Annotated in this window: 21 protein-coding genes; 14 read left to right on the top strand and 7 right to left on the bottom strand. The window is 69.5% G+C overall.

Features of this window, described 5'->3' with window-relative positions; all coding sequences use genetic code 11:
- Nucleotides 1–7: 7 nt before the first annotated feature.
- Both E6J58_06990 and E6J58_06985 read left to right on the top strand, forming a co-directional pair.
- Nucleotides 8–1,480, top strand: coding sequence for a hypothetical protein (locus E6J58_06990; protein TMB39646.1), 1,473 nt, complete (start codon nt 8–10; stop codon nt 1,478–1,480).
- A gap of 18 nt (nt 1,481–1,498) precedes the next feature.
- Complete coding sequence (locus tag E6J58_06985; GenBank protein TMB39645.1) at nt 1,499–2,272, top strand: PilZ domain-containing protein; 774 nt, start codon at nt 1,499–1,501, stop codon at nt 2,270–2,272.
- Here E6J58_06985 and E6J58_06980 read toward each other — a convergent pair.
- The 4 genes from E6J58_06980 to E6J58_06965 all read right to left on the bottom strand — a co-directional run bounded on the left by E6J58_06980 (nt 2,236) and on the right by E6J58_06965 (nt 5,391).
- Nucleotides 2,236–2,841, bottom strand: a complete 606-nt coding sequence (locus tag E6J58_06980) for a D-alanyl-D-alanine dipeptidase (GenBank protein ID TMB39644.1) — start codon at nt 2,839–2,841, stop codon at nt 2,236–2,238. The genes E6J58_06985 and E6J58_06980 overlap by 37 nt on opposite strands.
- A gap of 3 nt (nt 2,842–2,844) precedes the next feature.
- Nucleotides 2,845–3,150 (bottom strand): hypothetical protein, encoded by a 306-nt coding sequence (locus E6J58_06975; GenBank protein ID TMB39643.1) that lies wholly within the window; start codon nt 3,148–3,150, stop codon nt 2,845–2,847.
- Between the two features lie 193 nt (nt 3,151–3,343).
- Nucleotides 3,344–4,366, bottom strand: coding sequence for a hypothetical protein (locus E6J58_06970; GenBank protein ID TMB39642.1), 1,023 nt, complete (start codon nt 4,364–4,366; stop codon nt 3,344–3,346).
- Between the two features lie 11 nt (nt 4,367–4,377).
- Nucleotides 4,378–5,391: a hypothetical protein gene (locus tag E6J58_06965; protein ID TMB39671.1), complete on the bottom strand. Its 1,014-nt coding sequence runs from the start codon at nt 5,389–5,391 to the stop codon at nt 4,378–4,380.
- 209 nt (nt 5,392–5,600) lie between these two features.
- On the opposite strand from E6J58_06965, the gene E6J58_06960 reads away from it, so the two are divergent.
- From E6J58_06960 to E6J58_06905, 12 genes are all read left to right on the top strand, one after another.
- Nucleotides 5,601–7,622, top strand: coding sequence for a TIGR04551 family protein (locus E6J58_06960; GenBank protein ID TMB39641.1), 2,022 nt, complete (start codon nt 5,601–5,603; stop codon nt 7,620–7,622).
- A 146-nt stretch (nt 7,623–7,768) separates the two neighbouring features.
- Nucleotides 7,769–9,016 (top strand): diaminopimelate decarboxylase, encoded by a 1,248-nt coding sequence (gene lysA, locus E6J58_06955; protein ID TMB39640.1) that lies wholly within the window; start codon nt 7,769–7,771, stop codon nt 9,014–9,016.
- 11 nt (nt 9,017–9,027) lie between these two features.
- The gene (locus tag E6J58_06950; GenBank protein ID TMB39639.1) at nt 9,028–9,912 is read left to right on the top strand and encodes a 4-hydroxy-tetrahydrodipicolinate synthase; all 885 of its coding nucleotides are present in this window, start codon (nt 9,028–9,030) and stop codon (nt 9,910–9,912) included.
- Nucleotides 9,909–10,694, top strand: a complete 786-nt coding sequence (locus E6J58_06945; protein ID TMB39638.1) for a 4-hydroxy-tetrahydrodipicolinate reductase — start codon at nt 9,909–9,911, stop codon at nt 10,692–10,694. Before E6J58_06950 ends, E6J58_06945 begins: the two co-directional genes overlap by 4 nt.
- A gap of 92 nt (nt 10,695–10,786) precedes the next feature.
- Nucleotides 10,787–11,467, top strand: a complete 681-nt coding sequence (locus E6J58_06940; GenBank protein ID TMB39670.1) for a fumarylacetoacetate hydrolase family protein — start codon at nt 10,787–10,789, stop codon at nt 11,465–11,467.
- Complete coding sequence (locus E6J58_06935; protein TMB39637.1) at nt 11,464–12,588, top strand: aminotransferase class I/II-fold pyridoxal phosphate-dependent enzyme; 1,125 nt, start codon at nt 11,464–11,466, stop codon at nt 12,586–12,588. The genes E6J58_06940 and E6J58_06935 overlap by 4 nt, the downstream gene beginning before the upstream one ends.
- Before the next feature lie 48 nt (nt 12,589–12,636).
- Nucleotides 12,637–14,046, top strand: coding sequence for a hypothetical protein (locus E6J58_06930; protein TMB39636.1), 1,410 nt, complete (start codon nt 12,637–12,639; stop codon nt 14,044–14,046).
- Nucleotides 14,047–14,068: 22 nt separating this feature from the next.
- The gene (locus E6J58_06925) at nt 14,069–14,917 is read left to right on the top strand and encodes a 2,3,4,5-tetrahydropyridine-2,6-dicarboxylate N-succinyltransferase (protein TMB39635.1); all 849 of its coding nucleotides are present in this window, start codon (nt 14,069–14,071) and stop codon (nt 14,915–14,917) included.
- Entirely contained in the window at nt 14,917–15,963 is a 1,047-nt protein-coding gene (dapE, locus tag E6J58_06920) for a succinyl-diaminopimelate desuccinylase (GenBank protein TMB39634.1), read from the top strand. Before E6J58_06925 ends, dapE begins: the two co-directional genes overlap by 1 nt.
- Complete coding sequence (folK, locus tag E6J58_06915) at nt 15,963–16,526, top strand: 2-amino-4-hydroxy-6-hydroxymethyldihydropteridine diphosphokinase (protein TMB39669.1); 564 nt, start codon at nt 15,963–15,965, stop codon at nt 16,524–16,526. Before dapE ends, folK begins: the two co-directional genes overlap by 1 nt.
- The gene (locus E6J58_06910) at nt 16,220–17,791 is read left to right on the top strand and encodes a tetratricopeptide repeat protein (GenBank protein TMB39633.1); all 1,572 of its coding nucleotides are present in this window, start codon (nt 16,220–16,222) and stop codon (nt 17,789–17,791) included. Before folK ends, E6J58_06910 begins: the two co-directional genes overlap by 307 nt.
- A gap of 79 nt (nt 17,792–17,870) precedes the next feature.
- On the top strand, nt 17,871–18,491 hold the full coding sequence (locus E6J58_06905) for a hemerythrin domain-containing protein (GenBank protein ID TMB39632.1): 621 nt from the start codon (nt 17,871–17,873) through the stop codon (nt 18,489–18,491).
- Between the two features lie 6 nt (nt 18,492–18,497).
- Here the strand turns inward: E6J58_06905 and E6J58_06900 are convergent, their stop codons facing one another.
- The 3 genes from E6J58_06900 to E6J58_06890 all read right to left on the bottom strand — a co-directional run bounded on the left by E6J58_06900 (nt 18,498) and on the right by E6J58_06890 (nt 20,987).
- Entirely contained in the window at nt 18,498–19,085 is a 588-nt protein-coding gene (locus tag E6J58_06900; GenBank protein TMB39631.1) for a DUF4442 domain-containing protein, read from the bottom strand.
- Complete coding sequence (locus E6J58_06895; protein ID TMB39630.1) at nt 18,977–19,690, bottom strand: alpha/beta hydrolase; 714 nt, start codon at nt 19,688–19,690, stop codon at nt 18,977–18,979. Before E6J58_06895 ends, E6J58_06900 begins: the two co-directional genes overlap by 109 nt.
- A gap of 280 nt (nt 19,691–19,970) precedes the next feature.
- The gene (locus E6J58_06890) at nt 19,971–20,987 is read right to left on the bottom strand and encodes a KpsF/GutQ family sugar-phosphate isomerase (GenBank protein ID TMB39629.1); all 1,017 of its coding nucleotides are present in this window, start codon (nt 20,985–20,987) and stop codon (nt 19,971–19,973) included.
- Nucleotides 20,988–21,113 lie beyond the last annotated feature (126 nt).

Here is a 21,113-nt window from a genome sequence, read left to right as displayed (position 1 = left end):
ACGGCTCGTGCTCCGCGAGCTGCCAGAGCTTCGCGAGGATGCCGCGGCGCTCGCCTCCGGGCTCTGCCGCGAGCGTTACCGGCGTGCCGCTGGGCTGCCGGCGCTGCAGTCCCTGCGCGAGCTCCTGCGCGCGCACAAGCTGGCGGCGAGCGCCGAGGGGACCGCGCAGGCGCGCGAGGCGCTCTCGAATGCGGAGGGCGAGGATCCGCGCAGGCCCGGCCGCATTGTCCGCCTGAGGTGGCTGCTCGCATTCCTCGCGCGGACGCGGGCGCTGGCGCTCGAGCCCGGCGCCGCGCAGGAGCTCTTCGCCCTCGCGCAGCGCCCCTTGGTGCGCCCGCCGGGGGATGCGGGGTTGCACGGCGCGATTCCGCCGGTGGCCCTGGAGCGAAATCTCCCGGCCGAGCGCGCGCGCGAGAAGCGGGCGGAGCTGGAAGCTGCGCTGGCCGCGGCGCTGCAGCCAGCCGACGGCGCGCGCAGCGCGAGCTGGGATGCGGCGATGACGGCGCGGTCGGAAGCGGGCCTCCGCGTTCCCGACGGCGCGGCGGAGTGGTCGGAGAAGGTCCTCGGCGGAACGGACGCGGTCCTCTCGGATCTGGGCTTCTGGCTTCTCGAGCGCCACACGGGAGCGAAGCCCGGGAGCGCGGCGCGACACGACGTCCTTCACCTGCTGCACGCGCCGCGCTGTGCGGGCGCATTCCCGGCGGGGGAGATGCAGCGCGCGGTGCGACGTTGGGCGGAGATGCTGCGGCTCGAATTCGAGGGAGTGAAGATCGACGACGAGGATCGGCCGCTGAAGCATCCGGGCGCGCATGCGGAGCCGATCGATCCGCCGTGGGAAGTCGCTCTCACCTTCCTGCCGCAAGAGGGGCCGTGGGCGCTGTCGCGGCTCCTCGCCGCGCTCGGGATTGCGTTGCTCCGCACGGGACCACCTCCGGACGCTCCGCCTGAGGATCTTTGGTTCGGCGATCCGGCAGTGGCGCATGCCTGCGCTGCGCTGCTCGAGGGTCTGGTCCGCGATCGCGAGTGGCTGCGCCGTTGCGCGAAGGTCGAGCTGGCGCGGGACGATGAGCGCGCCATCGCAATCGCGGCGGTCATCGACGCCCGCCTCGCCGCGGCGCGGACGCTCGCGGCGCTTCAGGCGCACGAGTCCGGGCTGGGCTCGAAGGCGGCCGCCGCTCACCGGGACCTCTTCGTCCGCGCGACGGGCGCGGAACTCCCTGCGGGCCTTGCGCTGTGCGATCTCGATCCTTGGCTCGGCGGCTTTGCAGAGCTTCAGGGGCGTGCACTCGCCGCCCGCATCGTCGCGTTCCTGCGCGAGCGCTACGACGAGGACTGGTGGCGAAACCCCCGCACCGCCGCCTCCCTGAACGGCTTGTGGGCCCGCGGCGGACGGCCGACCTGTGCGGAATTGTGGACGGAGCTCGGGGGCGAACCCGCGGTCGATCCGTTGGTTTTCGACCTTTCCCAGGGGTGCCGGTAGCCTCGCGCCCGCTTCCCGATGACAATGGGGGAAGGCTCGATCCTAGAACTTTACAATAACGCCAGATTCCGGCCGCCGGCGCATGCGCCGAAAACCGGAACGCGCAGGAGGAGTGTGATCCGCTGGGACTCCGTCTCTCCGGTGCTCGACGAGAGCTGGCCGGTTCGATATCGGTTCGAGTCGCTCGGCGCATTCCAGCGCCATCTGCGGCTCGGCCCCGGCTTCTTTTTGCCCGACGTCGATCTTCCCGGCGGTCCCGGATCTCGCGTGATCGTCGAGGTTGCCGTCCCGGAAACCTCCGACCATCCCCTTCTGCACGGGCGCGTGCGAGAGCGCGTCCGCGACGGAGTCTGGCTCGACCTGCCGTCGGCGCGTCCGGCCTCGCGCTGGGAGCCCGATCCGGACGGGCCGCGGCGGCGCCACCGCCGCCTCGCCTGCGCGCTGTTCGCCGAGGTGCGGCCACGCGGCGCAGAGCCGTGGCTGTGCCGCGCGCTCGACTTGAGCGATCGGGGCCTGCGCGTCGCCACCGGATTCGAGACCGGCTTCCGCGGCGACGACGTTTCGGCCACGCTGATCTCCTCCGATGCTCACCTGTCTCCCGCGACGCTGCGCGGCCGCGTCGTCTGGGCGGCCTCGCGCGAGACCGGAATCGAAGTGATCGAGCGTTCGGCCGAGTTCGATGAGCTGCTTTCTGTCGCGGCCGCGCGCTGGGCGCTGGTCGACGAGCTCGAGCACGCCGAAGGTTGCGCCTGCACTCAGCGGGAGAGCGCAACCGGCCAGCGCCAGCCGTAGAGCCGGCTGTAGTGCCACCACTCCTTCGGGTTCACGCGAAACCCGGCCGCGTGCATCGCGGCCTTCAGCGCCTCGCGGTGCTCTTTCGCCGCGCAGTCCGGCAAGGGAGCGTCGGCCGCCGCCTGCGGCACGAACGCATCGAGCTTCGTCGGCACCTCCACGCGCGTTCCGGAGAGGTCGGCGAGATCGAGATCGATCGCGACGCCGCGCGCGTGCAGGCTTCCGCGCGAAGGATCCGCAACCAACCCCGCGTGCGGATGCGCTCTCCAGAGCGCCTCCTGCGCATCCGGAGGGCGCGTGCAATCACGCGCAATCAGGCGCAATCCCCGTTTGCGCAACGCGTTAGCGGCGACCGCCAGGCGCTCCGCGACGCTGCGCCGGAGCAGGCACTTCGCATCCGTCGGGTACAGCGCGCGGCCGGTGATGTTGTCGCTCGTCGCGTATGCGAGCTCGACGATCAGGTCCTTCACGATCCCGGCTGCATCGACCAGCGGATCTTCCGCATCGAGCACTGGCGGAAGCCGCTGCGGCCCCCAGGTCTGCGCCGCGATCAGCAGCGCCAGCAGCATGCGCTACTTCAGGCGGCGCAGGGCGCGGATAATCTTGTCCTTTTCCTTCGCGCGCACGGCCGCGGCGGCGCTCTTTGGCGCGCGCGACGCGAGCTTCTGCTTCAGCTCGATCTCCATCGCCAGAAGCTCCGCGCGCGCTTCCGGATGGCTCTGTCCGCGGCGCGGCAACACCTCCGCGCGTCCGACTGACGCACCCGACCGCATCCGTACCGTCTTCTCCTCGCGAGCGCTGAGCTGGCGCGCGGCGACGCGCAGCAGCTCCCGGACTTCGGCGCTGGTGATCGTTGTCGAGGAGGACTTATTGGTCATTTCGCGGTTACCTCTCCGGGTCGTCGCGGCGTCCATTTGCACCCTACCCCCCCGTCTTGGGAGATCCAATTTTTCTCCGGAAATGCGGCTCTACGCGCGCAGAGGAACACGGGATTCGGGACAGATCAACCTTTTGGCGCAAATGTGCGCGACTATCGGGAAAGATCCTGCTTTCCCGCAGGATTGGCGAGGCTCAGCGCGGGGGCGTTTCGTCCTCTTCGGAGTCCTCGGGTTCCTCGCCGGCGGGGGGTTGCGGACCCGCGGCCGGACCCTTGCCGAGAAAGCGCAGCGGGTCCTTGACGGCGTGCGGAACGCTCGTCTCCGGCTCGAACTGCGGCGCCTTGAGATTCGGATCCTTCCCGATGCTCGAGGTGACGAGCACCGAGTGGAGATGGAGTTCCGCCGCCGGTCCCTGGCCGTTGTCCGCTACCTTGAAGTGCCCCTGGAGATCGCAGGCAAGCGGGGCGGCGGTCTCGGCGTCGACGAGGACCGTGCCGCGCACGGAGAGCGGCTCCTCTTTTTCCCATAGCTCGAGGCGACGTGCCGTGTCCGGATCGGTGCGGTTCTCGGGGTACTGCACCGGCGGCAGATCGCTCGTGTCCTTCTCGCCGGCCCGCGCGCCGTAGCCCGTCACGACGTAGCGCACGACGCGGCGCCCCTCTGACTTCGACTCCCCGGCGTTGCGCAGCTTGAGACCGCGGGCGAGACGGTCGAACGTCGCCAGCCCCGACATCGCCTGCTCGCGGATGCGCGGCGGGTCGGTGCGGTCGGTCCTTCGCTTGTGGAAAGCGCCATAGAGGCTTTTGACGAATGCCTCGCCCTTCACCCACACGAGCTCGAACCCCTGGTTGCGATCGTTGACCAGGCGTACCGAGAACTCGTCGCCCGGACCCTCCAGCAGGGTGGTCTCCTCGGCGAGGGAGACTTCGGAGCCGCCGTCGGGAAGACCCGGCCCGCGGAACCAGGCGAACTGCACGCGCTGTTGCGCCTTGTGCGTCCCGATCCGCTGATCGATCTCGCGCCGCTGCATGTGCAGCACGCGGTTCGCCAGCGCGGGATCTTCCGCGAGCCGCGTGGGGTCCAGCTTCTCCTTCGCTTCCGGCAGCTCGCCCACCGGCTGCTGGGGAGAGAAGATTCGCGCCCGCGCCGCCTCGTCCTCGCTGCGTTTGCAGGAGACGGCGCAGAACAGTGCGGCGATGAGAGCGATCCGGCGCATGGGCGCGAACCTTACATCCAAAGCATCCGCGCGATCAGCACAGAGGCGGTCAGACCGGTGAAGTCGGCGAGGAGCCCTGCAGCGAGCGCGTGCCGGTAGCGGACGATTCCCACCGATCCGCAGTACACCGAGAGCACGTAGAACGTCGTCTCCGTCGATCCCTGCAGCACCGAGCCGAGGCGGCCGGCGTACGAGTCCGGGCCGAGGCCCGGGGTCGCGAAGATGTTGCCGAGAAGCCCCAGCGCCCCCGATCCGGAGAGCGGACGCACCAGCGCCATCGGCAGCACTTCCGCGGGCAGGCCGAGGGGGCCGGTGATCGGAGCGAGCACCTTCGCCAACGCATCCATCGCGCCGGCGGCGCGGAAGCCGCCCACCGCCGCGAGGATTGCGACGAGGAAGGGAATGATCCGGACCGCGACGTTGAACCCCTCCTTCGCGCCCTCCACGAACGCCTCGTACACCTTGACGCCCTTGACCCAGCCGTAGAGAGGAATGCCAACCAGAAGCGCGATCAGGATCCAGCTCGAGGCGATCTCGAATGCGTGTCTCACTTCCACACCCGCTCGAGCAGCCTGGCGGCGAGGATCCCGACCGTCAGCGCGCAGACCGTCGCCATCAGCGTGGGGAGGAGGATGCCCGCCGGGTCCGTCGACTTCGCGGCGGCGCGCAGCGCGATCACCGTCGTCGGTACCAGCTGCAGCGAGGCGGTGTTGATGGCGAGGAACAGCACCTGCGCGTTGGTGGCCGTTCCGGGGGTCGGATTCAGCTTCTCCAGCTCCTCCATCGCCTTGATCCCGAACGGGGTGGCCGCGTTGCCGAGTCCCATCATGTTCGCGGCGATGTTCAGCAGCATGGCCGAGATGGCGGGGTGCCCATCGGGGATGCCGGGGAAGAGAGGGCGGAAGATGGGGCGGGCCGCGCGCGCGAGCTTCTCCACCAGCCCGGCCTTCTCCGCGATCCGCATCAGCCCGAGCCACAGCGCCATCACGCCGATCAGCCCGATGGCGAGCGTCACGCCTTGCGATGCGCCGTCGAACGCGCCCTGTCCCACGGCCTTGATGTCGCCGCGGACCGCGCCCGCGATCGCTGCGGCGACGAGGAGCAGCACGAACACGAGGTTCATGCCTCGCATTCAACGCGCGCAGGCGCAGTTTGCAAAGGTTTCGTTCCTTGACCCCGCGGCGGAACGCGTGCTACTCGCGCGCGTCCCTTGCCCTTTCCGGGAGTGGAACGGATGCTTCGCTCGCTCTGCCTCGCCGCAGCTCTCAGCATCGCCGCGGGCGGCGCCTTCGCCCAGACCGCTCCTGCGGAGACCCCTCCGGCGCGCAAGGCGAAGCCCAAGCGGCCTCCCAAGAACCCGTCCGCCGGCCAGTCGCAGGCGCCAGCCACCTCGACGAAGACGGGAGAGCAGGGGACCGCGGCTGCTCCGTCTTCGAGCGCGGCCACCTCGACGGCGCCAGCCACCGCGCCCGCTGCGGCCGGAGCCAGCACGGTGCAGACTCCGCGCACGTTCGATCAGGAGGAGTTCCGCCGGCAGGTGATGGAGGAGGTCCGCCGCGAGCTGCAGAAGACCAAAGACGAGGTGAAGCAGGAAACGGCCTGGGTCGAGCAGGACTCGCAGGCGCGGGTGCAGGACAGCGAAGCGGTCGAATCGCTCAAGCAGCGGGTGAACCTGTTCCAGCCGCACGGCTATCTGCGGATGCGCGGCGAGTTCTTCAACAACATGCGCCTCGGCCGTGGCGCCGATCCGGCGGGCAACTTTCTCTTCCCCGGTCCGTTCATCGGCACCGGCAACAACAGCCAGTCGGACGCGAACTTCCGCTTCCGTTTCGAGCCCACGCTCGCCGTCAGCGAGGATCTCTCCATCTATTTCCAGGCGGACATCCTCGACAACATCCTCCTCGGAAGCAGCCCGGCGACGGACGCGTATCTCGATCCCTTCACGCCGCTCTCGCTGCTGGCGAACCGGCGCGGAGCGGGCACCGTCAACGTCAAGCGCGTCTGGGGTCGGGTGAACACACAGCTCGGCGAGTTGCTCTTCGGCCGCATGGGCTACCACTGGGGCCTCGGGATCCTGCACAACGACGGCAATTGCCTCGACTGCGACTACGGGGACACCTACGACCGGATCGCGTTCGCGCCGCGCGAGTTCAAGGGCCACCACCTGTCGGTGATGTTCGACATCCTCGACAAGGGCGCGATGACCACCGGCGACAAGGGCGAGCTGGGGCGCAGCGTGGATTTGGACACGCTCGACGACGGGTACCGGCTGGCGCTCGAGGTGACGCGCGTCGATACCCAGGAGGAGATCAAACGGAAGCTCGCCGCGAATCAGTGGGTGATCAACTACGGGCTCGTCCTCGACTACCGCACGCAGGTCTGGGACACGCCGGTGAGCGCCACCGACTCTACCGGAACGCTGCGCTCGCGCGTCGTCGAGCGGCGGGCGAAGATCTACCAGCCCGACGCGTTCTTCTCGCTCAAGCGCAAGAAGTGGCGGCTCGACGCCGAGGTGGCCTTCAACCTGGGGACCGTCGGCACGCACCAGCAGTCGGAGTTCGACACCGGCACCGTCACGCAGGAGGTCGCGCAGGAGCTCAAGCGCGGCCTCAACATCTTCCAGGTGGGCGGAGCGCTCCAGACCGATGTCGCATTGCTCTCGGCGGATGCGCTCCTGTTCGGGCTCGAGTGGGGCGGAGCTTCCGGCGACAAGGGGGCCTACGGGTTCGGAGCGCGGCCCTGGCGGCAGGGGTCCGGGGCCGCGCAGCCGGCGGCTCCCGGCCAGCAGCCCACGCGCGCGGCAGGAGCAGGCGACATCGACGGCAGCCACCTCGATTTCTCCAGCCCGACCGGCGGCCACGCGCGGATCAACAACTTCGTCTTCAATCGCTCCTTCAACGTCGACATGATCCTGTTCCGCAACCTGATCACGTCGGTGACCAGCGCCTGGTACGTCAAGCCTTCCATGCGTTACAGGCCCACCGGCCGCAAGACGGGTGGCGGGGACGACACCGGGTTCGAGCTGATCCTCTCCACGATGTACGCGCAGGCCTGGTACGCGGAGAACACACCGGGTCTGGCCAAACCGCTGGGCCTCGAGCTGAATGTCGGGATCACGTACGACACGTCGGACCGTTTCCACGCCGGCCTGGCGTACGGCATCCTCCTGCCCTTCGACGGCCTCCGGAACGTGGCGGCGAACCAGAGCGGTTCCGCCGCGCACGCGGTCCGGCTGCTGCTCGCCATTCCCTTCTGATCACGCGATGAGATGCGCACCATAGTCCGCGCGCTCATCGTCCTTGCCACGTCCACCCTCGTCGTCTGCGGCGTCAAAGGACCGGCGCGGCCGCCTTCCGCGGAGGCAGCAGCGCCGGACGCCGGCAGCGCGGACGGGGGCAGCCGGTGAACCACTTCCAGCGCCGCAAAGGGCAACTCTGCTGCGAAGAGGTGCCGCTCTCGGAGCTGGCGGAGGAGGTGGGGACGCCGGCCTACGTCTATTCGACGGCGACCCTGCTGAGGCACGCGCGCGTCTTCCGCGCGGCGCTTCGCGGTCTCGACGTCCTTGCTTGCTTCGCGGTGAAATCGGCGCCGAACCTGGCGTTGCTCGTGCTGCTTGCGCGCGACGGGTTCGGCTTCGACATCGTTTCGGGCGGAGAGCTCTTCCGCGCCCTGCAGGCGCGAGGCGACCCGGCAAAGATCGTCTTTTCCGGCGTCGGCAAGCGGGAGGACGAGATGGAGGCGGCGCTGGAAGCGGGCATCTTCCAGTTCAACTGCGAGAGCGAAGAGGAGCTGGAGCAGCTCTCCCGCGTCGCGGCCCGCAGGAATCGGGTAGCGCCGGTCGCGCTGCGCGTCAATCCCGAGGTCGACGCGCGCACGCACCCGCACATCGCGACGGCGCTCGCCAGCAGCAAGTTCGGCGTGCCCGCTGCGCGCGTGCGCAGGACGTACCGGCTGGCGGCTTCGCTTCCAGGGATCCGCGCCGTCGGCGTCGCCTGCCACATCGGCTCGCAGATCGGCTCGGTGAAGCCGTTCTCCGAAGCCGCGGCAAAGATGCGGGCCCTGGTCATCGAGCTTCGCTCCGACGGCCACGACATCCGCCGGCTCGACATGGGCGGCGGTCTCGGGGTTCCCTATGGCGATGGTCCGAAGCCGCCCTCGCCGAGGGAGTACGGCGAGGCGCTCGTGCGCGCGCTGCGGGGCGTAGACGTCAAGGTGCTGGTCGAGCCCGGGCGGGTCCTGGTGGCGAACGCCGGCGTCCTCCTGACACGCGTGCTCCTGCGCAAGCAAGGGCACGGCTCGCGTCGATTCGTGGTGGTCGACGCCGGGATGAACGACCTCCTCCGGCCGGCGCTCTACCAGGCGCATCACGCGCTGGAGCCGGTGGCGCGGCCGCGACGCGGAGCGGAGGTGGTCGACGTGGTGGGTCCGGTCTGCGAAAGCGCGGACGTCCTGGCGCCGCGACGGCGCCTCCCTCCTCTGCAGACCGGCGATCTGGTGGTGCTTCGCACGGCCGGCGCCTACGGGATGGCCATGGCCTCGCAGTACAACGCCCGCCCCCGCCCGCCGGAAGTGCTGGTGGACGGCCGCTCTTGGCGGGTGATTCGCGCCCGCGAGAGTTATAAAGACCTGATCCGCGGCGAGTCGCCGTAAGGGAGCGATTCATGAACAGGCTGCGCGGTTCCATGGTCGCGCTGGTCACCCCGTTCCGCGACGGGACCGTCGACGAGGCAGCGCTGCGCGCGCTGGCACGCTGGCAGATCGAGAGCGGCACCTCAGGGCTCGTTCCCTGCGGCACCACCGGCGAAGGCGCCACCGTCTCCGCCGACGAGCATTTCCGCATCGTCCGCACCTGCGTCGAGGAAGGGCGCGGCCGCGTCCCGGTGATCGCCGGTTGCGGCACGAACGACACGCGCAAGACCATCGAGAACGTACAGCGGGCGCGCGAGGCGGGCGCCGACGCCGCGCTCGTCGTCACTCCGTACTACAACAAGCCCACGCCCGAGGGCCTGTTCCGGCACTTCGAGGCGGTCGCCCGGCAGGGCGGTCTGCCAGTGATCCTCTACAACGTTCCCTCGCGCACTTCACTCGACATGCTTCCGGATACCGTGGCGCGCTGCGCGAAGGTGCCGGGGATCGTCGGCATCAAGGAAGCGAGCGGCAACGTCGTGCGCATCGCGGAGATCCAGGCTGCGGGCGTTGCGCCCGACTTCGCCCTGCTGGCCGGAGACGACATGTTCACGCTGCCCACCCTGGCCTCGGGCGGCCACGGCGTGATCAGCGTCGTCGCGAACGTCGCGCCGGCCGATCTGGCCGGCCTCTGCGCGGCCTTCTTCGCCGGCGATCTGCCGAAGGCGCAACGCGCGCAGACGCGATTCTCGCCGCTGGTCAAGGCGATGTTCTGCGAAACCAATCCGCTGCCGGTGAAGCACGCGCTCTACAGGATGGGGAAGATCGGACCCGATCTGCGCCTTCCGCTCGTGCCCATCTCCGAAGCCGGAGCGGCGAAAGTGGAATCGGCGATGCGCGAGTACGGCGGCTTGTTGTGATCCGGGCGGTGGTCGCCGGCGCTGCCGGCAGGATGGGGTCGCGCGTCCTCGCCATGCTGCGGGAGGAGAAGGATTTCGCGGTCACGGGCGCCTTCGAGCGCTCCGGTACGGAGTACGTCGGCCGCGACGCCGGCGGAATCCGGATCGCTTCTGGAATCGAGCCCGCGCTGGAGAACGGTGCGGACGTGGTGATCGACTTCACGGCCCCGTCGGCGACGATGCAGCACGCGCCGGTCTGCGCGGCACGCGGCGTGGCGCTGGTGGTCGGAACCACCGGACTGAGCGCCGAGCAGAAGACCGAGCTGCGCAGCCTCGCGCGGCGGATCCCGCTGTTGCTCGCTCCGAACATGAGCGTCGGCGTCAACGTCCTCTTCCGGCTGGTGGCCGAGGCGGCGAAGGCCCTCGGCGCGACGTACGAGATCGAGATCGTGGAGATGCACCACCGGATGAAGCGCGACGCGCCGAGCGGGACCGCACTGCGTCTGGCGGAAGTGGCCGCGGAGGCGCTGGGAGTCGATCCAGCGGATGCCTTCGTCTACCAGCGGCACGGCGACGTCGGAGCGCGGAAGAAGGGGACCATCGGGGTGCAGGCGCTGCGCGGCGGCGACGTCGTCGGCGAGCATACGGTGCATTTTCTCGCGGACGGCGAGCGCCTGGAGTTGACGCACGAGGCGACGAGCCGCGACAACTTCGCCCGCGGCGCGGTACGGGCTGCGCGCTGGCTTTCGGGCAAGAAGCCCGGGTTCTACGACATGCAGGACGTGCTCGGATGGAAGACATGACCCAAATCGCACGATACCTGGGGCAGAGCGGCGAAATCCTCGAAGGCGTGGTCAACGGCGACGAGATCGAGGAGATCTCCGGGCTCGACGCCATGCTGCGCGGCGGCCGGCGGGTCGGCGGGAAGCGCAAGCTCGCCGAGGTGCAGCTTCTGCCCTGGGGCCTCGCGCGGAAGATCGTCGGCATCGGCAAGAACTACGTCGACCATGCGAAGGAGCTCGCCAGCGACGTCCCGAAGGAGCCGCTCCTTCTCATGAAGCCGACCAGCGGGCTGATCGGCCATGGCCAGGCCATCGTGCTCCCGCCTCAGTCGGTTTCCCGCGAGGTGCACCACGAGTCGGAGCTGGCGGTCGTCATCGGCAAGCGGCTGAGGCGCGCCTCCGAGTCCGAGTGCGCCAAGGCGGTCGCCGGCGTCACCTGCCTGAACGACGTGACCGCGCGCGACATCCAGCGCGCCGAGGGACAATGGACGCGCGCCAAGGGCTTCGACACGTTCTGTCCCGTCGGCCCGTGGGTGACGGTGGGGTTGGACTGGTCCGATCTGCGCGTGCAGTGCCGGGTCAACGGCGTAGTGAAGCAGAACGGCCGGACCAAGGACCAGGTGTTCCCGGTGCCAAACCTCCTCGCGTTCATCTCCGCCGGCATGACCCTGGAGCCTGGCGACGTCGTGACCACCGGAACGCCGGCCGGAGTGGGCCCCATCCGCGCCGGCGACGTCATCGAGATCGAGGTGGAAGGCGTCGGCGTGCTTCGCAACCCGGTGCGCGGCGAGTGAATCCTCTCCTCGGCCGGCTCGCCGGATATTTGCAGGAAAAGGCCAACGCGCAGCGGGAGGAGGCACTGCGCTCGGGGAAGCCCGTGTACGATTTCGGCATCGGAGATCCCCGCGAGCCGACGCCGGAGTTCATCCGCAAGGCGTTGCGCGACGCCCTGCCCGATGTTTCGCAATACCCGTCGATCGCCGGGATCCCGCCCCTGCGCAAGGCCGTCTCCGCGTACCTGAAGCGTCGCTTCGCGCTCTCGCTCGATCCGGACAGCGAGATCCTCCCTTGCGCGGGCGCGAAGGAGGCGCTGTTCCATCTTCCGCTGTGCGCGGCGAGCCCGGACCGGCCGCTCTGCTGGTATCCGGATCCGGCCTATCCCGTCTACGAGCGCGCCATCCTCTTCGCCGGCGCGACGCCGCGCACATATCCGCTGCGCGCCGAGAGAAGCTTCCTTCCCGATCTCGACGCCATTTCCGCGGACGATTGGCGGCGGACGAGCCTGTGGTTCGACTGCTATCCGCACAATCCAACGGGAGCGGGAGCCCCGCGGGCCTACCACGAGAAGCTGGCGCGGCTTGCGAAGGAGCACGGGTTCCTCGTCGTCTGCGACGAGCCCTACATCGACCTCTACGTGCGTGAGCCGCCGCATTCGGGTCTTCAAGTGTCGCGGCAGAACCTGATCGTCATCCACAGTCTCTCGAAGCGGAGCGGCATGACGGGGTATCGCAGCGGATTCATCGCCGGCGATCGGGAGGTGATCCGCTGGTTGCGCGACGCGCGCGCGAACTTCGGGGTCGCCTCACAAGCGTTCGTGCAGCAGGCGGCGATCGTGGCCTGGAGCGACGATGCCCACGTCGAGGAGCGGCGCCGGATCTTCGCGGAGAAGCGCGCGGTGCTTCTCGCCCACCTGCGCAAGCTCGGACTCGAGGTCGGCGGCGAGGGCGCGTTCTACCTGTGGGTTCGCGTGCCGGCCGGCGAGACCAGCGAAGGGTACGCGGCGCGCCTGGCGGCGCGGAACATCCTCGTCGTCGACGGAACGCAGTTCGGGCGCGAGGGGAAAGGGTTCATCCGCCTCGCGATGGTACCGACGGTGGCCGACTGCCGGGCGGCGATCGAGGCCTGGCCGGCTTGATGCACGGAAGCGGTCGGCCACACGCCGGACCGCTTGCGGCACACGACGATGTCGAGCAAACCTTCCCTGATGCGTATCGTCGCCGCGTTCGCCGCGGCAGTTCTCACCATCGCCGCGGTGACCACGGCGTCCCTGCGCTCGCTCTCCGCGCGCCGCGATGGGTCGCGCTGGGTGGTGCACACCCACGACGTGCAACTGGCGATCGCCCGTGTGCTGGCGCTTGCTATGGAGGCCGAGACCCGCCAGCGCGGGTACCTGCTCACCGGCCGCGAGGAGGACGCCGAGACGTTTCGCGCCGCCCAATCGGCGCTCTCCCAGGAGGTCGATGTTCTTGCATTGCTCACCCAGGACAACCCGCGCCAGCAGCAGCGGCTCCTCTCGCTGCGAACCTTGCTGCAGCGGCGGGCAGAGGCGTTGACCCGTGCCGTAGACTTGCGCCGGCAAGGGGATCGCGCCGCGCTCGACCCGCTCGAAAGCCGCGAGGCGATCCAGCGGATGGAATCCGTGCGTTCCGTGGTCCAGCAGATGGGGGACGAGGAAACCGCGCTTCTCGCCCCGCGGTTGCAACGCCTGACGCGCGCGGACCGCTGGTCCCTCGGGGTGACGCTGGGCGGCGCCGCTCTGCTCCTGATCCTTGCGGGAACGGCGGCCCTTGCCGTCCGCGGTGACCTGCGGCGCCGCGAGGAGGAGGCCAGCGATCGCGCGCGCGTGCTCGAATACCAGGAGCGGCTGATCGCCATCGCGGGGCACGACCTGCGCAATCCTCTCACCGCGGTGCTGGTCTCGGCGCAGATGCTCCTGCAGAAGCGCGAGGAGCTGAAGCCGGGCCAGGCCAACGCGGTGGAGCGCATCCTCCGCAGCGCCTCGCGCATCGACGCGCTGGCGGCGCTGCTGATCGACTTCACCTATGCGCGCCTGGGGAAGGGCATTCCCATGCGGCCGGGACCGATGGATGCGCGCGCCGTCGTCGAGCGGACGGTCGACGAGCTGAGGGCCACGCATCCGGCGCGGGAAATCCGGCTGGAGGTGAACGCGCCGGCCATGCCCGATTCCTGGGACGGCGATCGGATCTCGCAAGTAGTGTCCAACCTGGTGGCGAACGCTCTCCAGTACGGGGCTGCCGACGCGCCGGTGACCGTCTCCTTGAACCGGGACGCCGCGGATGCGCTGGAGATCCGCGTGCACAACCAGGGCGCGCCGCTTCCGCCGGAGCTGAGGCAGCGCCTGTTCGAGCCATACGAGCGAGGCAAGGGTGCGGAGAGCGCGCACCCGCGCGGGCTCGGCCTGGGGTTGTTCATCGTGCGCGAGATCGCGCGGGCGCACGGCGGCAGCATCGACGTCAGCTCCGACGCGAAAGGAACGACGTTCGTGGTGCACTTGCCCCACCGCGCGCCGGGCATGCCTGGGCGCGAGACCACGACGGCGCGGCAAACGACCGCTGGGGTTCCGGCTGGGTAGAGCTGTGCTAGCTTGCCGCGCGATGCAGGATCCCGCTGCGGAAGAGCTGAGGCTGCCGCAGGCGTCGGCCGACGCCCTGCGCGCGGCCGTGGAGGAAGCTCAGCGGGATCGCGCGGCCCTGGAAAGGCATGCGAGCGCCGTCCGCGAGGTCGTGTACCGCCTCGACCAGGGCACGTTGCGCGTCGCCGAAAAGGAGTCCGGCGGCTGGACGATCCACGGGTGGATCCAGCAGGCGATCAACCTCTTCTTCATGTTGGCGCAGAGCGAAACTTACAGCGCGGGCGACCTGCAATTCTTCGACAAGATCCCGCCCAAGCGCCCGAGCGGCGACTTCCGCGTCGTGCCGCCCGGAGTGGTGCGCTACGGAGCGCATGTGGAGAAGGGCGCCATCGTCATGCCCGGCTACGTGAACATCGGCGCGCGCGTCGGCGCGGGGAGCATGGTCGACACCTGGGCGACCGTCGGGTCCTGCGCCCAGGTGGGGCGTAGCGTTCACCTCTCCGGTGGCGTGGGCCTCGGCGGCGTGCTCGAGCCGCCCGGAGCGCGGCCGGTGATCATCGAAGATGGCGCGTTCATCGGCAGCCGTTGCATCGTAGTGGAAGGCATCCTGGTGGGCGAGGAAGCCGTGCTCGGCGCCGGCGTGGTCCTGACCTCCAGCACGCCGATCTACGACGTGACCGGGACGAAGGAGAAGCTGATCAAGGGAGCCATCCCGTCGCGCAGCGTGGTGATTCCCGGGATGCGTCCGCGCACTTTTGCGGCCGGCGAGTACCTGACCCCGTGCGCGCTGATCATCGGCGCCCGCAAGGAGAGCACCGACCGCAAGACGTCGCTGAACTCGGCCCTGCGGGATTTCGGGGTCTCCGTCTGATGGATCTCGCGGAGCGCACGCTGCAGCTTTGCCGGATCCGCAGCCCGGTCGGAGAGGAGGCGGAGATCGCCGCCTACGTCGCCGCCGAGACCGGTGGCGAGCGGATCGGCAACGCCGTCGTTTGCGGGGCGGTGACGGGTGCGCGGCCGGCGATCCTTCTCGCCGGCCATCTCGACACCGTCCCGCTACAGGAAGGCGACTTCCCCGCTCGCCGCAAGAACGGCCGCGTGTACGGCCGCGGGGCCAGCGACATGAAAGGCGCGCTGGCGGTGATGATCGAGCTCTGGCAGCGGCTCGATCGCGCGGCGCTGCCTCTCGAGCTCCTGCTGCTCTTCTACGATCGCGAAGAGGGGCCCATCGCGCAGAACGGGCTGCGCGCCGCTCTGGAAAAGCGGCCGGACCTGCGGCGCGCGTCGCTCGCCTTGTGCCTGGAGCCCACCGATCTTGCCCTGCAGCTCGGCTGCTGCGGATCGATGCACGCGACGGTCACGTTCCCGGGCAGGAGCGCCCATTCGGCACGTCCGTGGCAAGGCGACAACGCCATCCACAAGGCAGGCGCGCTGCTCTCGCATCTCGCCGCGCACCCCCCGAGGGACGTCCGCATCGGCGAGCTGGTCTTTCGCGAGGTGATGACGGTCACGAGGATCGAAGGCTTCACCGGACGCAACGTGGTTCCCGCCCGCTGCGACCTCAACCTGAACTTTCGCTTCGCTCCGGGCCGCAGCGTCGAGGACGCGGAGTCCGAAGTGCAGGCGTTCGCGGAGCGCTTCGGCGCGACTGCCGAGGTGACGGACAGAGCGCCGAGCGGGCCCGCCATCCTGGACAATGCGCTGCTTCAAGAATTGCGCGCGCTGACCGCCGCGCCGGTCGAGGCAAAGCAGGCCTGGACCGACGTCGCCCAGCTCGCCGCACTGGGCATCCCCGCTGCGAACTTCGGACCGGGGGAACAGGCGCAGGCGCATCAGCGCGGCGAGAGTTGCCCGGAGCCGGCGTTGCAGCGCGCGTACGCGATGCTCGAGCGATTCCTCCGCGAGGCGGTGCCGTGATCGAGGCGTTCGTCGGCCTGGGATCCAATCTGGGCGACCGGCTGGCGAACCTGTCGTCGGCCGTCGCCCTGCTCTCGCGCGAGCCGGGTTTCGCGCTGCGCAAGGTGTCGCTGGCATACGAGAGCGAGCCCGTCGGTCCGCCCCAGCCGCGGTATCTCAATGCGGTGGTCCGGATCGGGACGCTGCTCTCCCCCCGCGCCACGCTGCAGCGGCTGCAGGCGGTCGAGGAGCAGATGGGCCGCATCCGGCGGGAGAGGTGGGGGTCCCGCGAGATCGACCTGGATCTGCTGCTCTATGGCGACCGACTCGTCGAGGAGACCGGCCTGCGCATCCCGCACCCGCTCCTCGAGGGGCGCGCGTTTGCGCTGGTTCCGCTGGCGGAGATCGCCTCGGACTCCGTGCATCCCGTTTCGCGCCTGACGGTGCGCGAGCTGCGCGACCGGCTTCCCCCCGATCAGCTCCGCGGCGTCCTGGCGTATCGGCCGATCCGCGAGCCGCTGCCCGAGCCGGAGGGGGAAGAGACATCCTCTCCCGCGCAGTCCGTGTTAGATCCGGCGCGGTGAAAAGCGGCATCGCGCTCCTTCTCGCGGTCTTCGCCTGCAGGCCCTCGCAGCAGACGGCGGCACGAGCGCCCGCCGACGCCGGCGCGGACCCCGCGGATTCCAAGGCCTTGCTTGCGGAGGTAGACCGCCTCAAGGACCAGCTCAAGGACAAGCCGAAGAGCTTCGAGGTCCTCTCCGCGCTCGGCAACCTCTATTACGAGAATGGCCGCTACCTGGAGGCGATCGACGCCTACCGGGAAGCAGAAGCGCTGGCGGCGCCGGCCGAAGCGCGCGCGCTGGCGCTGAAGAAGAAGCGGGTGAAGCCGGCGGCGGACCTGCCGGCTGAGTGCCGCCGGAGCGGACCCGACTACGGCTTGTCGAAGATCGCGGAAGCCGCGGGCAACCTCGACGAGCCGCACGAGCTGCGCTGCCTTGACGCGGCGCTGGAGATGGAGCTCCAGACCGTCTCGCGCCGGGGGAACGCCTTCTACCTGATCGGGAATCCGGACTCGGCGCTGGCCGAGCATCGCAAGGTGCTCGAGCGCTCGCCGGACTATCCGGAATCGCTCTTCTTCGTGGGCGCGATCCTCCTCGAGCAGTCGACCGGCGACGAGAAGCAGCTCGCCGAGGGAAAGAAGTACTGGCAGCGGTTGCTCGAGGTCGCCCCCGAGTCCCCGCGGGCTCCGATCGTTCGCGACACGCTGCCAAGGGCCGACGAGGTGTTCAAACCCAGGGCGCAGATGCCGCCGGGGCACCCGCCGGTGGCGCAGAACGATCTGCCTCCCGGTCACCCGCCGATCGGCGGCGGGCAGCCAGGGGCGCCGATGAGCCACGCCGGCACAGGCCCCGCGCCCGGCGAGCCGTCGGCCGAAGAGATCCGCAACCTCCAGGAGGCGGTCGCGAATACCGAGCGCACCCCGGAGCTGGAGAAGGGCCTCGACGCATTGCTCGAGCAGAGCGAGAAGGAGCTCGATCGGGGCCGGTACCAGGAAGCGCGGGACGCCGTGGTGCGGGTGATGCCGATGCGGCCGGACGACGCGCGAACGGCGGCCGCCATGGGCGGCGCGATGCGCGGCCTCGGCCGCGTGCAGATGGCGGAGCGGACGCTTTCGCGTGCGCTCCAGCTCGACCCGAAGCAGCCGCGGGCGCTCTACGAGATGGGAAGGCTGCTGGCGCAGCAGGGCGACAAGGCCGGCGCGCTGCAGCGCTTCAACGCGCTCAAGAGCGCCGACCCGAAGTTCGCGCAATCGCACCGCGTCGACGACGAGCTGGCGAAGCTGAGGTGAGCGGCGCCACCGCGTTCCAGCCGGGCGGGCGAGCGTGTCGAACGGCGGATGCACACTGTGCGTGAAGGAGGTTTCCTGAATGGACGCCATCGCCCTCTTGCAACGCGATCACAAGGAAGTGGAGCAGCTCTTCAAGGAATTCGAGAAGCTGACGGAGCGCGCCCACAAGTCGAAGGAGAAGATCGTCAACAAGGTCATCCGCGAGCTCGCCATCCACTCCGCGGTGGAAGAGATGCTCTTCTACCCGGCCGTACGTACCGCGGCGCTCAAGGCCACCGTACGTAGCCTCAAGGAGGCGGGCGAGACGGTGCTGGAATCGCTCGAGGAGCACCACGTGGTGAAGTGGACGCTCTCCGAGCTGGAGAAGATGAGCTCCGAGGACGAGCGGTACGACGCGAAGTTCAAGGTGCTGATGGAGAGCGTCCGGCACCACATCGAGGAGGAGCAGGACGAGCTGTTCCCCAAGGCGCGCCGTCTGCTCGGAGAGGAGATGCTGGACGAGCTCGGCGAGCGGATCGAGAAGGCCAAGAAGCTCGCTCCGACCCGGCCGCACCCACGCGCTCCGGATGAGCCTCCCGGCAACGTCGTTGCCGGCACGGTCGCCGCGGTGATGGATCGGGCCAAGGACATGATGCGGGAGGGCGTGGAGCGCCTCTCGCGGAGGCGCTCGCAGGAAGCCGGCTCGAGCCCGGACCGCTGACGCGGCTCAGGCCCGCTTCCTGAAGCTCCACTCGACGGCGAACTCCGCCACCTTCGTCCCGTCCCCCTGCGTGCCGATCGATCGGGCGGTGAAGACCACGGGCTCCCCCGTCTTCACTGCCTGATCGATCGCCGCACGCATGGCGGCGCCGTCGGAGAACACGAAGCTCGCCCTGGAGGTCGCTTTCTTCGTGAACTTCGCCGAGATGGCGGTCACGAGCGAGGACACCGGGGCGCCGCTCTGCTCGATGAACCAGAGGGCTGGAGCTCCGGTGGACATCTCCGCAGCCATGGCCTGCGCGGCGAAGTAGGTGGATCCGAACGGATTCTGCGTCTTCCAGCCGGCCGGCAGCGTGACTTCGGCGCCGCTGTCGTCGAGGCGGGCGACGCGCAAGCCGGCGAAAGCGGCCAGCGGCAGCTTGCTCCAGAGCAGGGCGCGGATGCCGAGCGGATTGGTGAAGATCGTCTTGTAGAAGCTGCCACGGTTCACTTCAGCACCTCGTCGAGCGCCCGGTTCAGCGTGTCGGGCTCGTCGAGCATCAGCCAATGCGAGACTCCGGGGACGGTACGCTGCTTGACCCCGGGCAGGTGGCACGCCATGCGCGGGTTCGCGGTTCCCTCCGCGTCGATGGCGAACCTGGGACCGGCGAATTGCCGCGGCGACGCGACCTCCAGCATCGACGCACGCAGGGCGGCGAAGGCGGGCAGATCCATTCCCGCCACCGCTTGCAGCACCTGCCGTTTCGTCTCCGGGCGGGCCATCGGCCCGAGCATCTCGAGGTAGGCTTCCTGCAGCCGCTCCGGGGTCATGCCGGCATCGTGGTTGCGGAAGTACTGGCGGATCTCCTCCGGCGCATTGCTCGAGTCGCCCAGCGCGTCGACATAGACGAGCCCGTGGACGCGGTCGGGGCGACGACCGGAAAACTCGGTAAGTACGACGCCGGCGAAGCTGTGCCCTATGAGCCAGAACCTCGGCATCGCAGCGGTGATCTCATCCAGGTCGCCTACGACTGCCGCTACGGTGTACTCGGACGCTTTGGGCGACCGCCCGTGCCCGCGCATGTCGAACGCCAGCACGCGCCGCGACCGCCGCAAGTGATCGATCTGCGATCGCCAGACCTCGAGGTTCGCGCCGAGACCGTGATGGAGCACGACCGGTACGCCGCCGTTGCCGCCATCGTCGATGTGCAGACCCTTCATCGCCCGCGCTCAGTACCACAATTGCGATTCAGGGAGCGCACACCAGCGCCAGGAAGGTCGTCCGCCGTCGCAGCGCGATCGCAACCGCGCAACGCCACAGCACCCGCGGCCCGAACTCCCGCGCGATCACGCCGGCATGCCGCATGACTTCCCGGGTCGTGATCACGCCAGCGATAGCCACTGCGACCTCCCTCACGGTGAAGGTCGTCGCGAGGTCGCGGCTCGTTACGTGCGTAACGTGCGAGGCTGTCGAGAGACTCTTGTGTCGCGGATCGAGCGATTATCCGAGGAGGCGCGCTGCCAGGAGGTCCTGCACGTCGAGGAGGCCGACGGGCCGTCCGACGTCGTCGACCACCGGAAGCTGATCGACCTGGCTGTGGCGGAGCATCTCGGCGGCGGAAGTGGCCAGATCGTCGGGGCCCACCGTGCGGGGGCTCTTGCCCATCACTGCCGAGACGGGCCGGGCGAAATCGACTTCACCGCGCTGGACGAGGCGGCGCAGATCCCCGTCGGTGAAGATGCCGATCAGCTTTCCCTGCGCGTCCACGACGCTGGCGGCGCCCGGCCGGCCTTCGGTGCGCGTCATCACCGCGGCGGTCTCGCGGAGCGAAACGTCCCAGCGCACTGTCGGGTTGCGCGACCCGGTCCGCATCACGTCCCGGACGCGGAGGAGCTGGCGACCCAGCGCGCCGCCCGGATGCAGCGAGGCGAACTGCTCGGGCGAGAAGCCGCGGCGATGCTGGACCGCCATCGCGAGGGCGTCGCCGATCGCCAGCAGCGCGACCGTGGAAGCCGTCGGGGCGAGCCCCAGCGGGCACGCCTCCGGCACCGGCCCGATCTCCAGCACGACGTCCGCGCGATCGGCCAGCGAATTGCGGGTTCCCGACGTCATCGCCACGATCGGCGCCCCCAGCCGGCGGATCGCCGGTAGCAGCCGGAGCAGTTCATCGGTCTCGCCGCTGTTGGACAGCGCGAGCACCAGATCGCCGGGCACCAGCCGGCCGAGGTCGCCGTGCAGGGCCTCGGCGGGATGGAGATAGAGCGAAGGCGTTCCCGTCGACGCGAACGTCGCGGAGATTTTCTGCGCGATGAAGCCGGGCTTCCCCATGCCCGTCACCACCACGCGACCAGGGCAGGCGAGCACCATCTCCACGGCCCGCGCGAACGCCCCGTTGAGCCGCGCGGGAAGCTGGGCCAGCGCTTCGGCCTCGGCGCGGATGACCTCGCGCGCGTAGTCCACGATGTCCTGCTTCGGGGGCGTCTTCGGCACGCTGCTCAGTCGTCTGCGAGTGGCCATTTCTGTGGGCGCGCTCAGTACCACGCTTGCGGCGGCGCGTCACCCTGCCGCGGACAGACGAAAGAGGCCTTGACGCGGCACGGCGGAGGCCCTATCTGAATGAGCCCTCATTCACCAGGGCTCCCT

It is taken from the genome of Deltaproteobacteria bacterium, assembly GCA_005879535.1.
Classification (GTDB): domain Bacteria; phylum Myxococcota; class Myxococcia; order Myxococcales; family 40CM-4-68-19; genus 40CM-4-68-19.
This window is presented reverse-complemented; position numbering and strand designations above follow the sequence as displayed.

Coding starts and splice junctions, on each gene's coding strand:
- E6J58_06905 (TMB39632.1), top strand. CDS start 17,871: ATGGACGCCATCGCCCTCTTGCAACGCGATCACAAGGAAGTGGAGCAG.
- E6J58_06930 (TMB39636.1), top strand. CDS start 12,637: ATGTCGAGCAAACCTTCCCTGATGCGTATCGTCGCCGCGTTCGCCGCG.
- dapE (TMB39634.1), top strand. CDS start 14,917: ATGGATCTCGCGGAGCGCACGCTGCAGCTTTGCCGGATCCGCAGCCCG.
- E6J58_06940 (TMB39670.1), top strand. CDS start 10,787: ATGCTGCGCGGCGGCCGGCGGGTCGGCGGGAAGCGCAAGCTCGCCGAG.
- E6J58_06975 (TMB39643.1), bottom strand. CDS start 3,150: ATGACCAATAAGTCCTCCTCGACAACGATCACCAGCGCCGAAGTCCGG.
- E6J58_06890 (TMB39629.1), bottom strand. CDS start 20,987: ATGGCCACTCGCAGACGACTGAGCAGCGTGCCGAAGACGCCCCCGAAG.
- E6J58_06950 (TMB39639.1), top strand. CDS start 9,028: ATGAACAGGCTGCGCGGTTCCATGGTCGCGCTGGTCACCCCGTTCCGC.
- E6J58_06980 (TMB39644.1), bottom strand. CDS start 2,841: ATGCTGCTGGCGCTGCTGATCGCGGCGCAGACCTGGGGGCCGCAGCGG.
- E6J58_06960 (TMB39641.1), top strand. CDS start 5,601: ATGCTTCGCTCGCTCTGCCTCGCCGCAGCTCTCAGCATCGCCGCGGGC.
- E6J58_06895 (TMB39630.1), bottom strand. CDS start 19,690: ATGAAGGGTCTGCACATCGACGATGGCGGCAACGGCGGCGTACCGGTC.
- E6J58_06925 (TMB39635.1), top strand. CDS start 14,069: ATGCAGGATCCCGCTGCGGAAGAGCTGAGGCTGCCGCAGGCGTCGGCC.
- E6J58_06970 (TMB39642.1), bottom strand. CDS start 4,366: ATGCGCCGGATCGCTCTCATCGCCGCACTGTTCTGCGCCGTCTCCTGC.
- E6J58_06985 (TMB39645.1), top strand. CDS start 1,499: ATGACAATGGGGGAAGGCTCGATCCTAGAACTTTACAATAACGCCAGA.